This window comes from Flavobacterium sp. KBS0721, assembly GCF_002007065.3.
Taxonomy (GTDB): Bacteria; Bacteroidota; Bacteroidia; order Flavobacteriales; family Flavobacteriaceae; genus Flavobacterium; species Flavobacterium piscis.
In genome coordinates, this window is sequence record NZ_CP042170.1 from 960906 (window position 1) to 974614 (window position 13709).

Consider the following 13709-nt stretch of genomic DNA (forward strand, 5'->3'; position numbering starts at 1 on the left):
ATTCTTACAATAAATCATTTGTTTGGGAAAAATTTAAAATCTCAAATAATAATGAAAAAAATTGTAATTATTCTAGCTTTTTCGCTGGTTTTCAACAACATGAATGCGCAAACAGAAAATAACTCAAATGACTATAATAAATGGTCTATTGAATTAGCTGGCGGTTTTAACAAACCTCAACGCCCAATGTCAAATGATTATTACACTGCAAGAGTTAGTCCTTTTACTGCTGATTTGGGTGTAAGGTATATGATGAACAATAAATTTGGTTTGAAAGCTGATTTCGGATACAACAGTTTCACAGATCATGGTAATTCAAATACTTTTGATTCTAAATACTACAGAGTTGATTTGCAAGGAGTAGCCAACTTAGGAAGAATCATGAATTTTGAAACATGGACTAAAACAATTGGTTTATTAGGTCACGCTGGTATTGGAGTTGCTCAATTAGAAAACGAAGACCTACATGTAAAAGACAGAATGGGTAATTTCATTGCAGGTTTTACAGGTCAAATCAGACTATCAAACCGTCTTGCTTTAACAGGTGATGTTACTACTATTGTTAATGCTTTTCAGGATGCTACTTTTGACGGAGCCGGACTTACAAACTCCAGAGGACTTTCGGGACTTGTATTCAACGGAACTGCTGGTTTGACAGTTTATTTAGGTAAAAACACAAAACATGCGGACTGGACTGTTCTTACACAAAATGTTGACCTTACAGCGTATGATAATAAGATTGCGGACCTTGAAAATCAAATTAAGAACATACCATCAAAACAAGTTATTGTCGAAAAACCAGTTACCACTAATACGGTAAGTGACAAAGACATTGTAAAAGAAATGATCAATGACAAATATTACAGTGTTTACTTTGATTTCAACAAATCGATTCCAATAGAAAATTCTACTGCAGCACTTGATGTTATTTTAACTTATTTAAGAAAAAACCCATCTGCTTCTATAGATATTTTAGGTTATGCAGATCAGGTTGGTAAGTCTGAGTACAATGAAAAATTATCAAATGCAAGAGCTAATAATGTGAAAACTATTTTAGAAAAAGCAGGTATTGCATCTTCCCGATTAAATGTTGTTGCTAACGGAGCTGATACATCTATCCAAAAAGATTCTGAAGAAGCAAGAAGATTAGCACGAAGAGTTACTTTTAGAGTAAGATAACATCTTAATCAAAAATAAAATCAAGCCCTAAAGGAAAATTCTTTTAGGGCTTTTTTTAAGGAATTCCGAAACCAAAGAAATGCTTTTTTTCACAATTTTATTAACGTATATTTAATTAAATTTGGAATAATATTTGTGCCCCAATTAATTATGAAAAAGCTTATATTTTTTTCCCTGCTACTTTATCAATCAATACTATTTAGCCAAACGGTTTTAAACACGTATCCATTAATTTTAAACAATCCTTTAGGAAATGGTCAGGCTTTGAATGTTGAGGATGTAAAAACTCATGATATCTATGTTTTTGCAGCAGATGACAAAAAAATTACTATTTTAAAATACAATAAATCGCTATTCCTCGCCAACCAATTTTCAGACACGCTTAGGCATGTAGAGGATCGAACTTTAATTGGCCACAGTATTAGCGAAGATGGAAATCCAACACTTTACTGGAGTTCACAAAACAGAAGAAACTTAAGAATCATCAAGTACTATCTGGAAACTAAAACTTCCAGGGCTTTAAACTTTGACTTTCCTGAAAACATTGAATATTTTGTCACTACTTTTCAAAAAGACAATATTTTCTACATTATTGCAAAAGAGAAAAACCAGCAACATTTGCTTCTTTACGAGTTTCAGAATGGAAAATGCGAAATCAAAATGTTTGATTTCTCAGGTATTGCATTTCAAAATGAAAAAGGACAAAAGTTTACCTTTAGCTCGCTTATTCGATATTTTCCGCTTCAAAAAATGGAATCAGGCGATTTTAATTCTTTAGACAAAACTAGTGGTCTAAACAAAATGTATGTAACTGAAGATCACATTCTTTTGACATTTGACTACAACTCAAAGAAAACACAAGTAATGAGTCTTAATATGGAAAGTGGCGAGATTACAGAGAAAAATTTTGAACAGCCTGTTTCAAAAAACCCATCGAAATCTTCGAATTCATTTTACAGTCAAAACAAATTATTTCAGGTTAAGGCAAGCAAAGATGAATTTTTATTTGAGATCAAAGATTTTGATTCGCAAAAATCAATCAAAAGTGTTTCAATTTCAAAAAATGATACCATACGATTTAAAAACTCCCCTATTTTTCTTCAGGTAAATAATGAAAAACCGCAGGAATTAAAAACTACCGGAAAGTTTCTCAAACAATTAGCGAATTTAAATGTTGGAGTTTCAGTTTTTAAAAACAACAACAATAACGTAGTCACTTTTGGCGGATTTATTGAACACATTTTTTCTTCTGTTGCTTATAGCCCATTTGATATGTCACTAAGAGATTTTGATGATATGGGAATTCAGCAGTATTCACAAAGTAAAATGGTTTCTTTTGATGCGCTATTAAATGCTAATTATGAATTTGTAAATAACCCGCAACAAGAGCCTTTAGCAATCGACAATATTTTCTATTTTCTAAGTATCAACAAAAATGTATCGCTTCAAAACATTCTTAAATTAAAGAATTATTACATCCTGAGCTATTACGACACTGCTTTAAAACAGTTTGTATTACGAAAATTTACAGATGGTTTTATTAGAGAAGACAACGGAAATCCGATCATGAATAAGTCTCAATTCTCGAGACCGGCAAAATTTGAAAAGCTTAAATTTATTGAGAATTAATCCAAATGTGTTGTGTTTCTGAGTTTCAAAAAACCGGAACCAATTATTTTTTCTAACTTTACAAAAAAGTCACATTATGTTATCGAAAAATATTGAAGCAGCTTTAAACAAGCAAATTCGCATAGAGGCAGAATCTTCGCAAACCTACCTTTCTATGGCTTGTTGGGCCGAAGTACACGGATTAGAGGGAATTGCACAATTTATGTATACCCAATCAGATGAAGAGCGCGCACATATGCTTAAGCTAGTTAAGTATATTAACGAACGCGGAGGTCACGCTCAGATTACCGATCTTAAAGCGCCAAAAACATCTTATTCTACATTTAAAGAAATGTTTGAAGCACTTTACAACCATGAGATTTTTGTTTCAGAATCTATCAATGAACTGGTACACATTACTTTTTCAGAAAAAGATTACGCAACTCACAATTTCTTACAATGGTATGTTGCAGAGCAAATCGAGGAAGAAGCAACAGCTAAATCTATATTAGATAAAATCAACTTAATTGGTGATGACAAAGGAGGACTTTACTTGTTCGACCGTGATATCCAGCAATTAACGGTAACAAGCTCTATTGCTATCAACCCTAAATAAAAAAGTTAAAGTTTATTTAGAATACTTAAAAATAACTATTTTCTTTTATATTTGTCTCTGTTTTTAAATACGGAGGAAAATTGAGCAAGAAAGAAAAAGATAAGGACAAGAAAAAGGATAAAAAGAAAAAGAAGAAAGAAGTTATCCTTGATAAGATTAAAAAGTTGGAAAACTGTAAATCTTCCTGCTGTGAGAAATACAAAAAGAGCGAAAAGAAACGCTGCTCGCGTTGTCCTATGTTTGATTTATTCAAAAAAACTGCTTAACTAAAATATATAAAACCCACCAAGAAATTTGGTGGGTTTTTAGTTTAAATGCAGTCGTCTTAAGACTTAAAATGGATCAATTCTAAAACCTGTGGAGAGAGAAGAAATTTACCACGGAGAACACAAAGTTTTTCTAAATATGCTAACTTTGGTAAAAACACAAAGTTCACAAAGCTTTGCGGACTTAGATGCTGTAAACGCATTTAAATCTTAGAACTCTGCGAAAAACCTTCGTTTCTCTGCGGTAAAAAATAATTAGGCGTATAAAATTTTTAATGTTTCTCTATAACATTTAGCATTGATTCCTCAAAATTTAATTATGAAAAACCAGATTACTATACCCCAATCCAGTCTTGATTTTTTGAGTCAGCTCAAAGAAAATAACAACAAGCCCTGGTTCGACGCCAATAAAACGGAATATTTAAAAGAATTAAATCATATTGAAACTTTTGCAGGTGCTTTGCTTGAGCAGCTTTCAAAAACTGATGTTCTGGAAACGTCTTCGGGTAAAAAAAGTGTCTACAGGATTTATCGCGACATTCGGTTTTCTAAAGATAAAACACCTTTTAAAACTTTTTGGGGCGGCAGTTACACAAGAGCAACAAGTGCAAGACGCGGCGGTTATTATTTTCATATCGAAAAAGGTAACAGCTTTTTTGCAGGTGGTTTTTGGGGACCCAATGCTGGAGACCTAAAACGCATACGTAGCGAATTTGCTCACGATGCCGGACCAATGAATAAAATATTACAATCAAAATCTTTTGTAAAAACTTTTGGAACTCTACAAGGCGAACAACTCAAAACAGCTCCAAAAGGTTATGAAATAACTCACGAAGCCATAGATTTACTTCGCTACAAACAGTTTTTGATCATCAAACGTTTTACTGATGAGGAAGTTTTAAGTCCGTTATTTTTAGAACAGGCTTTAGACACTTGCAAAAATATGAGACCTTTTTTCGACTATATGAGCGAAATACTTTCAACCGATATCAATGGAGCTTCTGTTTTATAATTTACATTGTATGCAACACAAAAAACCCGATTACTTTATCCAGGCAATCGGGTTATATTCAATTTGAATAAACGTTATCTGCTAAGCAATAAAATTTCATTAACAATAACTTCGGTCACGTATCTTTTTTCACCGTTTTTATTGTCATAACTTCTATGGGTTAATTTTCCTTCAACAGCAACTTCTTTCCCTTTTACTACATATTTTTCGATAATTTCAGCCGTTTTACCCCAGGCCGTCACACGATGCCATTCTGTTTGTTCCACTTTTTCACCTTTATCATTGGTGTATTTCTCGTTTGTAGCAATCGTTAGATAGGCTAATTTTCTTCCACTTTCTAAAGTTCTGATTTCCGGGTCGTTTCCTGCATTACCAATTAATTGTACTCTGTTTTTCATTGCATTCATGGCGTGTAATATTTAAAAGTTCGTATATAAAGAATTCGTTTATCAAATTCAACAGGGCAAAGATGCGACAGACTCCAAAAAATAATCGGTTGTAAAGTAATTACTTTCGGTTGTAACTATTTGTAAGCGTTTGTAAATGGAAATATTTCTTTGTATATTTAACATAAATCATACTACAATGCAAACACAAATCAATAAAGTTGAATTAAGAAATTTAGAATTCGACGACTATCAGCAGTTAAAAAATTCAATGGTTGAATCGTATCCTGAAATGGCGAATTCATATTGGAGACCTAACGATATAAAAAAATTACTCTCAATATTCCCTGAAGGCCAACTTGTTATACTAGTAGATGGTATAGTTGTAGGATCAGCATTATCACTAATTGTCGACGAAAAATTAGTAGACAAAAGACACAATTACAAACAAATTATAGGCGATTATACTTTTTCGACTCATAATCCAGATGGGGAAATATTGTACGGTATAGACGTTTTTATCCATCCTAATTATCGCGGTTTGCGTTTAGGCCGACGTTTATACGATACGCGTAAAGAACTGTGCGAGCAATTGAACCTAAAAGCAATTGTTTTTGCTGGAAGAATTCCAAATTATTCTCAACACTCAAAAAAGATGACACCGAGAGTGTACATAGATAAAGTAAAACATAAAGAATTACACGATCCGGTACTTTCATTTCAGTTGAGTAATGATTTTCACGTTTTGCGAATTATCAAAAACTATCTTGAAGGTGACGAAGAGTCCAAAGAATTTGCGGTTCTTTTAGAATGGAACAATGTTTATTACGATGAAAGTCCAAAGCTAATTAATCTTGAAAAAAGCGTTATTCGTTTAGGATTGGTACAATGGCAAATGCGCCAATTGAATAATCTGGAGGAATTTTTTGAACAGTCAGAATTTTTTATCGATGTCGTCTCAGGTTATGGGGCAGATTTTGCTTTGTTTCCGGAACTTTTTATTGCGCCTTTGATGGCCGATTATAATCATTTATCTGAAGCCGAAGCCATTCGTGAACTTGCCCGATATTCTGATCCTATCAGAAAACGTTTTCAGGAATTTGCTATTTCGTATAACATCAATATCATTACCGGAAGCATGCCGCTTTTAGACAATGGTAACTTGTACAATGTTGGTTTTTTATGCAAAAGAGACGGTACTTCAGAAATGTATACTAAAATTCACGTTACACCAAACGAAGTACAGCATTGGGGAATGAAAGGCGGATCGCACTTTAAAACCTTTGATACTGATTGTGGTAAAATTGGAATCCTGATTTGTTATGACGTTGAGTTTCCGGAACTTTCAAGAATTCTGGCCAATGAAGGGATGAATATTTTGTTTGTTCCTTTCTTAACTGATACACAAAATGCGTACACTCGTGTAAAACATTGTTCGCAGGCTCGTGCCATAGAAAATGAGTGTTATGTAGCCATAGCAGGTTGCGTGGGGAATTTACCAAAAGTGAATAATATGGACATTCAATATGCGCAGGCATCTGTATTTACACCATCAGATTTTGCTTTTCCTAGTAATGGTATAAAGGCAGAAGCAACTCCAAATACTGAGATGACGCTAATTGTCGATGTCGATTTGAATTTACTTAAACAACTTCACGAGCACGGAAGTGTGAGGATTTTAAAAGACCGACGTACCGATTTATATGAAATTAAAAAGATTGAACCATGAAAACATGTCTCGAATGTTCGGAAAAAATTGTAGGCCGCGAAGACAAAAAATTCTGTTCAGACAGCTGTAGAAATGCCTACAATAATAAAATAAATAAAGACAGTACTAATTTCATGAGGAATGTAAACAACAAATTACGAAAAAATTACCGTATTTTGTGTGAATTAAATACTGATGGAAAATCTAAAGCAACAAGGGATAAAATGATCAACAAAGGTTTTGATTTCGAATTCTTTACCAATATCTTGCAGACCAAAACAGGGAATACCTACTATTTCCTGTATGATCAGGGATATCGATCTTTGGACAATGATTATTTTATGCTTGTTAAAAAAGAAATATAGTACGTAATGAAGAAAAACCCCACCTCAATTCTGGCCATAATCTGCATTTTAGCCATTCTTGGCATCATATACGCCTCGATGATGCCACAGTGGATTTCAAAAGATGAAGAAGCTCTTGCTGATTTTTCTACCGAAAGAGCGCTAAACCAAGTCGAAATTATTGCGCAAAAACCACATTATGTTGGCTCGACCAATCATGAACTGGTTGCCAATTATCTTAAACTTGAACTCAATAGGATTGGATTGGAAACCTCTATTCAGGAAGGCTTTACCCTCAACGATAAAGGATTATTAGTAAAGTCTAAAAACATTCTGGCCCGAATTAAAGGAACTGATAGCTCAAAAGCGCTATTACTTTTATCTCATTACGACAGTGCACCGCATTCATTTTCTAAAGGTGCCAGCGACGATGCCTCAGGAGTTGCTACTATTTTAGAAGGAGTTCGTGCTTTTTTATACGCCAAGCAACCCCATAAAAACGATATTATAATTCTTTTTTCTGATGCCGAAGAATTGGGTTTAAACGGAGCTGCTCTTTTTGTAAACAAACATCCATGGGCAAAAGAAGTTGGACTTGTGATCAATTTTGAAGCAAGAGGTTCTTCAGGACCAAGTTACATGTTAATGGAAACCAACAAGGGAAATCAGGCGCTTGTAAAAGAATTTGCCAATGCAAAAACCCAATATCCGGTTTCGAATTCGCTCATGTACAGTATTTATAAGATGCTTCCTAACGATACTGATTTAACCGTTTTTAGAGAACAGGGAAATATTCAGGGTTTCAATTTTGCTTTTATCGACGGACATTATAATTATCATACGCAACAAGACGATGTTCAGCATTTAAGCAAAACCACATTAAAACATCAGGGAACATATTTAATGCCTTTACTGAAATACTTTTCGAATGTTGATTTGAATGCTACCGATTCTGCAGAAGATGATGTCTATTTCAGCGTTCCGTTCTCTTTCATAAGTTACCCCTTTACCTGGGTTTTTCCAATGACGATTATTGCTTTAGGTTTATTGATTCTTTTTATTTTTATAGGAAAAGCGAAACGTGTCATTACTTTCAGAGAAATTTTCAGAGGATTTGTTCCTCTTTTAGGCGCCATCATTATCTCAGGATTAGTTACTTTTTTAGGATGGAAAATTTTACTTCAAATTTATCCTCAATATTCAGATCTCCTTAACGGATTTACTTATAACGGACATGCTTACATTGGTGCTTTTGTATCGCTGAGTATCGCCATTTCTTTTGCTTTCTACCATCATTTTTCAGAAGCAAAAATCACAATGAATCATTTTGTAGCACCTTTGCTGCTTTGGATTATCATCAATGCATTTCTGGCAAATAGCTTAACAGGCGCTGGATTCCTGATTATTCCGGTTTATTTTGGCATTATGCTATTCGGTATTTTTGTCATTACCAAACACTATAGCTTAGGCGTAAATTTATTATTCAGCATTCCTGCATTGGCCATTATTGCGCCTTTTATTGTGATGTTTCCAGTTGGTTTAGGTTTAAAGATCCTTTTTGGAAGTGCTATCCTAACCGTTTTACTTTTCGGATTATTACTTCCTGTATTTGGTGACTTCTTTAAAAAAGGAGCCTGGACTATGTTCTTTTTTGCTGTTTCTATTGGATTTTTCATCTATGCCGGTTACCATTCTGGCTACCAACACGGTGAAGCAAAATCAAACAGCTTATTATATGTTTATAATGCCAATACCAACTCTGCTGTCTGGACCACTTATGATGTCAATTTAGACGAATGGACTAAAACCTATTTAGGAGAAAAAAATCAAAAAGCTGTTGGTTTAAATTCATTACCTCTAGCCAGCAAATACAATTCCGGATTTACTTACAGCGCAATTGCTCCTGTTGTTGATATTCCAAAACCAACGATTGCTTTCCTAAAAGACAGTGTTGTTGGCAATAACAGATATTTAAAAATTAAAATTACTCCAAACAGAAAAGTCAATCGTTACGATATTTACGCGAATCCTAAAATGACATTTTTTAATTTTAAAGCCAATGGTGTCGCAACTTCCGGAGAAAAAGGAAACCGTTTAGAAAGAGATGGCGCAAAAATACTATGCTATTATGTTGTAGGCAATGAACCGCTCGTAATGGATTTCTATATTAATAAATCTTCTGTTTTTGATATGGATCTAATCGAAAGTTCATTCGATTTAATGACAAATCCGTTATTACAAATAAAACCAAGAAGCGACTGGATGATGCCTACTCCATTTGTTTTAAATGATGCTATATTAATTCAACAAAAAATAAAAAAATATACAGCACCGGTAACTCCTCTTGCACCTGCAACAGCGGTAAAAGATAGTACTGTTATTGCAAAAGACAGTTTAAAACCTGTTGTAAGACCAGAATAAATAAACTTTTCTAACCTAACCACTATGAAGAAAACATTTCTGCTTTTTATTACTTTAAGTTTTTTCAATGCTAAGAGTCAGACCTTAGAAGAAAAAATAGCTACAAAAGCCTGCACTTGTCTGGAAAAAAGCAAAGAAGTAAATGAAGAAATCTACAGAAATTGTTTGACCAATTCGATGGCAGAAGTTGTTTTGCAGGATAAAGATGCAAAAGTAAGAGAAGGCATTAATACGGTAGAAGGAATCAAGTCTCTGCTTCAAAAATCTGATGAAACTATTGCCAAAACCTGTTCGAAGTTTTTACCAAAAACACCTGAAAACAAATCAGATATTTATTATAGTGATTCTAAAAATGAAAAGGCACAAAATTCTTATATCATTGCAAAAGATTTTATGCAGGCTCAAAAGTATAAACTAGCGATAGAAGGTTTGCAAATGGCATTAAAACAAGATCCAAAGTTTGTTTTGGCCCTAGATGATCTGGCTGTTTGTTACAGACAATTAAATGATTACGACAACGCCATAAAATATTATAAAAAGTCACTCGAAATATATCCTGAAGGCGAATATGCTTTAATCAATATTGGAGTAGTTTATTCACTAAAATCAGATTATAAAACGGCTATCGATTATTACGAAAGGCTTATAAAATATCAGCCCAACAATGCTGAAGGATATTTTGGCGCCGGAAAAAACTACCTGCAACTCAACAATGACGAAAAAGCATTAAACGATATTTTTATAGCCCACAGAATATATACTGCAGACAAATCAGAATATTCAAAAGACACCGAAATGCTTATGGGAGCTATTTATCAAAAAATGGTAAAAGAAAACAAAGAAGATGTTTTCAAAAAAATTGCGGCAGAAAACAATATTGTCATCGAATAATTCGGATATAAATCAAAAATCAAGGGCAAACTTTAAAATTAAAGTTTGCCCTTTTTCTTTAACAGGCACATTCAATTTTCAATCCTGCTTCTACTCCCTTTGTTCCTTCCGTGGCATATCCGTCAAACTTCCACCACTCGATTCCTCCCATTAATTCTTTTACTTTAAAACCTAATTTTGCCATATTCAAAGCGCCCCTTGTCGAAGCGTTACATCCAATTCCGTCGCAATACGTCACGTACAAAACATCTTTATCCAGATGTTTTGTAGTTTCAGCCGTCATTTCGCGATGCGGAATATTAATGGCTGTCGGAATATGTTCGGCTTCAAAACCAAATGCTTTTCTTGCATCAATTACAATTACTTTTTCCCCATTGTTCAAAGCATCAAATAAATCAGAAGGATCCATTTCGAAGGCCAGTTTGTTTTCGTAGTGTTTAATTTGTGCTTCCATTTTTGTTGTGTTTTATGATTAGTTTTTTCAAAAGTACTTCAACCATACATGTGATAAAAACGAAAAGAATTCATCAACTTGATTACTTTTTTTCATCAAAAAACCATTTTAAAATTTTGTTCCTTTGTAATTCTAATTCCCAAAAAATGGAAATCCGTCATTTAAGATTAATAAAAGCAATTGTCGAAGAAGGAAGCATCACCAAAGCGATTGATAAATTGCATTTGACACAATCGGCGTTGAGCCACCAACTCAAAGAAGCCGAATATCAATTGGGAACTCCTGTTTTTTTGAGAACCAATAAAAAGCTGGTTTTGACCAAAGCCGGCGAAAAAATCTACGAATTGGCCAATGAAATTCTGGAAAAACTCTCGCAAACCGAATCTCAAATCAAGCAAATGGTATATGGAGAACACGGCGAAATCAGGATTAGTACAGAATGTTTTTCGAGTTATCACTGGCTGCCATCTGTTTTAAAACAATTTCATCTTTTATATCCCAATGTCGATTTAAAAATTGTAACCGAAGCCACCCATATTCCGTTGCAGAAATTATTAGAAAACACCATTGATATTGCCATTATCAGCGATCAGATCAAAGACAATAACATCAAATATATTGAACTTTTTCAGGACGAAGTCGTAATGGCGGTTTCTGAAAACCATGCCTGGGCGAATAAAAAGTACGTCGTTGCCGAGGATTTTACCAACGAACATTTATTGATTCATTCCCTTCCGATGGAAACGGTTACAATTCATCAGTTTGTTTTGGCTCCAGCCAAAGTAACTCCGAAGAAAATCACTCCATTACCCTTAACCGAAGCGTCTCTTGAAATGGTTAAAGCCGATATGGGCGTAATGTCGATGGCAAAATGGGCCTTGTTACCACATTTAAAAAATAATCCCATAAAAGCCATTAAAATTGGAAAAAACGGATTGAAAAGAAAACACTTTATTGCCATTCGCGAAAACGAAAAATACCCGGATTACTTTCATCATTTTATTACCTTTTTACAAAACGAAATCAACCTGCAATGGAATATTCAATAAGAAATTGCGAAATAGCTGATGTACCAAAATTGGTCGTTTTGTGCCAAAAACATGCTGAATTCGAGAAAGCCGATTATTCTCCGGAAGGAAAAGAGGAAGGTCTTAAAAAAGCTTTGTTTAACAAACAACCCAAATTACATTGTTTGGTCGTGGCCACAAAAGAAACAATCATAGGTTATGTTTCCTATACTTTTGATTTTTCGACTTGGGATGCAGCACCTTTCATGTATATGGATGGATTGTTTTTGGAAGAAGAAGCCAGAAGTTTTGGAATTGGAGAGATCTTAATTGATACACTCAAAGAAATTGGAAGAGAGAAAAAATGCATCAATTTGCAATGGCAAACACCACAATTTAACCAAAGAGCCATAAAATTTTATCACAGAATTGGTGGAACAGGCAAAGATAAAGTTCGATTTACATTAGATTTGTAATATAATTGAAGCTAAAATTATTTAATACTATAAATTGAATAGCGTCCAGCTTTAGCTGGATGTAAAATATAGTTGCGGAAAAAGGCTTTAGCCAAACTAATCTTGATTTGGCTAAAGCCTTTTTCTCTTTAAATCTTATTTCTCCAGCTGAAGCTGGAGCCTATTCAAAAAAAATTTCGACTTTGCCTTTACTTTTCAACCTTAATGATAATTTATCACAAGTTGCGAAAACACTATTTTTTTAAAATTTTAATTTTAAGACTGGAATCTTTGTCCCTTTGTATCTTTGTAACTCTGAACCTCAAAAAAATGAAAAATATAAGCATATTAGGCTGCGGCTGGCTAGGTTTGCCTTTAGCGAAAACCTTAATCGAAAAAGGACATTCAGTAAACGGTTCTACAACTTCTGAAAGCAAATTGCCGATATTAGAAAATGCCGGAATAAATCCGTTTGTTGTCATCCTGAGCGATCCCGAGGCTTCGGGAGAAGGAACGCTTGAAAGCGAAAGTGTTTCAGAAAGTATACATAATTTTCTCAATAATACTGAAATCTTAATCATAGATATCCCGCCTAAATTACGCGGAACAAATGCTGATTCATCTCAATCTTCACGAAAGATTTTTGTCGAAAAGATCGAAAATTTAATTCCGTTTATAGAAAAATCAACAGTAAAAAAAGTACTTTTTGTAAGTTCAACCTCTGTTTACGGAGATGAAAACGGAATTATTACAGAAGAAACTATTCCGAATCCTGAAACCGAAAGCGGCAAACAATTGCTTTTGGCAGAAGCGCTTCTTCAAAAGAATCAAAATTTCGAAACTACTATTTTACGTTTTGGCGGTTTAATTGGTGAAGATCGTCATCCGGTTAAATTTCTGGCAGGAAAAGAAAACCTCGAAAACCCGGACGCTCCGGTAAACTTAATTCATCAAAAAGATTGCATTGCAGTTATTGAAGAAATCATCCATCAATCAAAATGGAATGAAGTTTTTAATGCTGTTGCACCTTTTCACCCAACTCGTTCAGCATATTACACTCAAAAAGCAAAAGACCAAAACCTGATTTTACCAAAATTTAGCGCTGAAAAATCGAATATTACAAAGGTTATTTCGAGCGAAAAAGTCGAAAACAATTTAAAGTATCAGTTTAACATAGAAAATTACTAAGTTTAAGAATGTCGTCAAGTTGAGGCAAAGCTATTTTGTCAGGCTGAGCGAAGTAGAAGCCCATGTTTCAATTGTTGCGCCCTTCGACTTCGCTCAGGGTGACATTGCCAAAACAAAACTTAAATTTCCTTACTTAACTTATATGGTTTAAAACAAAAACTTTGCGAACTTTGC

The 13709-nt window shown here is 34.0% G+C and carries 14 protein-coding genes; 12 read left to right on the forward strand and 2 right to left on the reverse strand.

Annotation, left to right across the window (positions count from 1 at the left end; translation table 11 throughout):
• The first annotated feature begins 51 nt into the window (after nt 1-51).
• The 5 genes from B0M43_RS04405 to B0M43_RS04425 all read left to right on the forward strand — a co-directional run bounded on the left by B0M43_RS04405 (nt 52) and on the right by B0M43_RS04425 (nt 4681).
• The gene (locus tag B0M43_RS04405) at nt 52-1179 is read left to right on the forward strand and encodes an OmpA family protein (protein WP_078006704.1); all 1128 of its coding nucleotides are present in this window, start codon (nt 52-54) and stop codon (nt 1177-1179) included.
• Nucleotides 1180-1329: 150 nt separating this feature from the next.
• Nucleotides 1330-2808: a hypothetical protein gene (locus B0M43_RS04410; RefSeq protein WP_078006703.1), complete on the forward strand. Its 1479-nt coding sequence runs from the start codon at nt 1330-1332 to the stop codon at nt 2806-2808.
• A 76-nt stretch (nt 2809-2884) separates the two neighbouring features.
• Nucleotides 2885-3403, forward strand: coding sequence for a ferritin (locus B0M43_RS04415; protein ID WP_065451911.1), 519 nt, complete (start codon nt 2885-2887; stop codon nt 3401-3403).
• Between the two features lie 80 nt (nt 3404-3483).
• Entirely contained in the window at nt 3484-3669 is a 186-nt protein-coding gene (locus tag B0M43_RS04420; protein ID WP_065451910.1) for a hypothetical protein, read from the forward strand.
• 319 nt (nt 3670-3988) lie between these two features.
• Entirely contained in the window at nt 3989-4681 is a 693-nt protein-coding gene (locus B0M43_RS04425; protein WP_078006702.1) for a DUF2461 domain-containing protein, read from the forward strand.
• 74 nt (nt 4682-4755) lie between these two features.
• On the opposite strand, the gene B0M43_RS04430 is transcribed toward B0M43_RS04425, so the two are convergent.
• A complete protein-coding gene (locus tag B0M43_RS04430) occupies nt 4756-5088 on the reverse strand; it encodes a single-stranded DNA-binding protein (RefSeq protein WP_078006701.1) in 333 nt (110 codons plus the stop codon).
• Between the two features lie 178 nt (nt 5089-5266).
• Here B0M43_RS04430 and B0M43_RS04435 point away from each other — a divergent pair, with 178 nt between their 5' ends.
• From B0M43_RS04435 to B0M43_RS04450, 4 genes are read left to right on the forward strand one after another with little or no spacing between them, the layout of a single operon-like run.
• Nucleotides 5267-6796, forward strand: a complete 1530-nt coding sequence (locus B0M43_RS04435) for a carbon-nitrogen hydrolase family protein (protein ID WP_065451908.1) — start codon at nt 5267-5269, stop codon at nt 6794-6796.
• On the forward strand, nt 6793-7140 hold the full coding sequence (locus tag B0M43_RS04440; RefSeq protein ID WP_065451907.1) for a hypothetical protein: 348 nt from the start codon (nt 6793-6795) through the stop codon (nt 7138-7140). The genes B0M43_RS04435 and B0M43_RS04440 overlap by 4 nt, the downstream gene beginning before the upstream one ends.
• Nucleotides 7141-7146: 6 nt before the next feature.
• Nucleotides 7147-9540 carry a M28 family peptidase gene (locus tag B0M43_RS04445; protein ID WP_078006700.1) on the forward strand — a complete coding sequence of 798 codons (2394 nt, stop codon included), beginning with the start codon at nt 7147-7149 and terminating at the stop codon, nt 9538-9540.
• 24 nt (nt 9541-9564) lie between these two features.
• Nucleotides 9565-10431, forward strand: coding sequence for a lipopolysaccharide assembly protein LapB (locus B0M43_RS04450; protein ID WP_078006699.1), 867 nt, complete (start codon nt 9565-9567; stop codon nt 10429-10431).
• A gap of 58 nt (nt 10432-10489) precedes the next feature.
• Here the strand turns inward: B0M43_RS04450 and B0M43_RS04455 are convergent, their stop codons facing one another.
• A complete protein-coding gene (locus B0M43_RS04455; protein WP_078006698.1) occupies nt 10490-10885 on the reverse strand; it encodes a rhodanese-like domain-containing protein in 396 nt (131 codons plus the stop codon).
• A gap of 146 nt (nt 10886-11031) precedes the next feature.
• Here B0M43_RS04455 and B0M43_RS04460 point away from each other — a divergent pair, with 146 nt between their 5' ends.
• The 3 genes from B0M43_RS04460 to B0M43_RS04470 all read left to right on the forward strand — a co-directional run bounded on the left by B0M43_RS04460 (nt 11032) and on the right by B0M43_RS04470 (nt 13535).
• Nucleotides 11032-11934, forward strand: a complete 903-nt coding sequence (locus B0M43_RS04460) for a LysR family transcriptional regulator (RefSeq protein ID WP_065452024.1) — start codon at nt 11032-11034, stop codon at nt 11932-11934.
• Nucleotides 11919-12368 carry a GNAT family N-acetyltransferase gene (locus B0M43_RS04465; protein ID WP_078006697.1) on the forward strand — a complete coding sequence of 150 codons (450 nt, stop codon included), beginning with the start codon at nt 11919-11921 and terminating at the stop codon, nt 12366-12368. Before B0M43_RS04460 ends, B0M43_RS04465 begins: the two co-directional genes overlap by 16 nt.
• A 309-nt stretch (nt 12369-12677) precedes the next feature.
• A complete protein-coding gene (locus B0M43_RS04470; protein ID WP_078006696.1) occupies nt 12678-13535 on the forward strand; it encodes an NAD-dependent epimerase/dehydratase family protein in 858 nt (285 codons plus the stop codon).
• Nucleotides 13536-13709 lie beyond the last annotated feature (174 nt).

What these genes read in the sequence shown, in the direction of transcription:
- B0M43_RS04440 (WP_065451907.1), top strand. Translation starts at nt 6,793, where the DNA reads ATGAAAACATGTCTCGAATGTTCGGAAAAAATTGTAGGCCGCGAAGAC.
- B0M43_RS04455 (WP_078006698.1), bottom strand. Translation starts at nt 10,885, where the DNA reads ATGGAAGCACAAATTAAACACTACGAAAACAAACTGGCCTTCGAAATG.
- B0M43_RS04410 (WP_078006703.1), top strand. Translation starts at nt 1,330, where the DNA reads ATGAAAAAGCTTATATTTTTTTCCCTGCTACTTTATCAATCAATACTA.
- B0M43_RS04445 (WP_078006700.1), top strand. Translation starts at nt 7,147, where the DNA reads ATGAAGAAAAACCCCACCTCAATTCTGGCCATAATCTGCATTTTAGCC.
- B0M43_RS04435 (WP_065451908.1), top strand. Translation starts at nt 5,267, where the DNA reads ATGCAAACACAAATCAATAAAGTTGAATTAAGAAATTTAGAATTCGAC.
- B0M43_RS04425 (WP_078006702.1), top strand. Translation starts at nt 3,989, where the DNA reads ATGAAAAACCAGATTACTATACCCCAATCCAGTCTTGATTTTTTGAGT.
- B0M43_RS04405 (WP_078006704.1), top strand. Translation starts at nt 52, where the DNA reads ATGAAAAAAATTGTAATTATTCTAGCTTTTTCGCTGGTTTTCAACAAC.
- B0M43_RS04415 (WP_065451911.1), top strand. Translation starts at nt 2,885, where the DNA reads ATGTTATCGAAAAATATTGAAGCAGCTTTAAACAAGCAAATTCGCATA.
- B0M43_RS04430 (WP_078006701.1), bottom strand. Translation starts at nt 5,088, where the DNA reads ATGAATGCAATGAAAAACAGAGTACAATTAATTGGTAATGCAGGAAAC.
- B0M43_RS04470 (WP_078006696.1), top strand. Translation starts at nt 12,678, where the DNA reads ATGAAAAATATAAGCATATTAGGCTGCGGCTGGCTAGGTTTGCCTTTA.
- B0M43_RS04460 (WP_065452024.1), top strand. Translation starts at nt 11,032, where the DNA reads ATGGAAATCCGTCATTTAAGATTAATAAAAGCAATTGTCGAAGAAGGA.
- B0M43_RS04465 (WP_078006697.1), top strand. Translation starts at nt 11,919, where the DNA reads ATGGAATATTCAATAAGAAATTGCGAAATAGCTGATGTACCAAAATTG.
- B0M43_RS04450 (WP_078006699.1), top strand. Translation starts at nt 9,565, where the DNA reads ATGAAGAAAACATTTCTGCTTTTTATTACTTTAAGTTTTTTCAATGCT.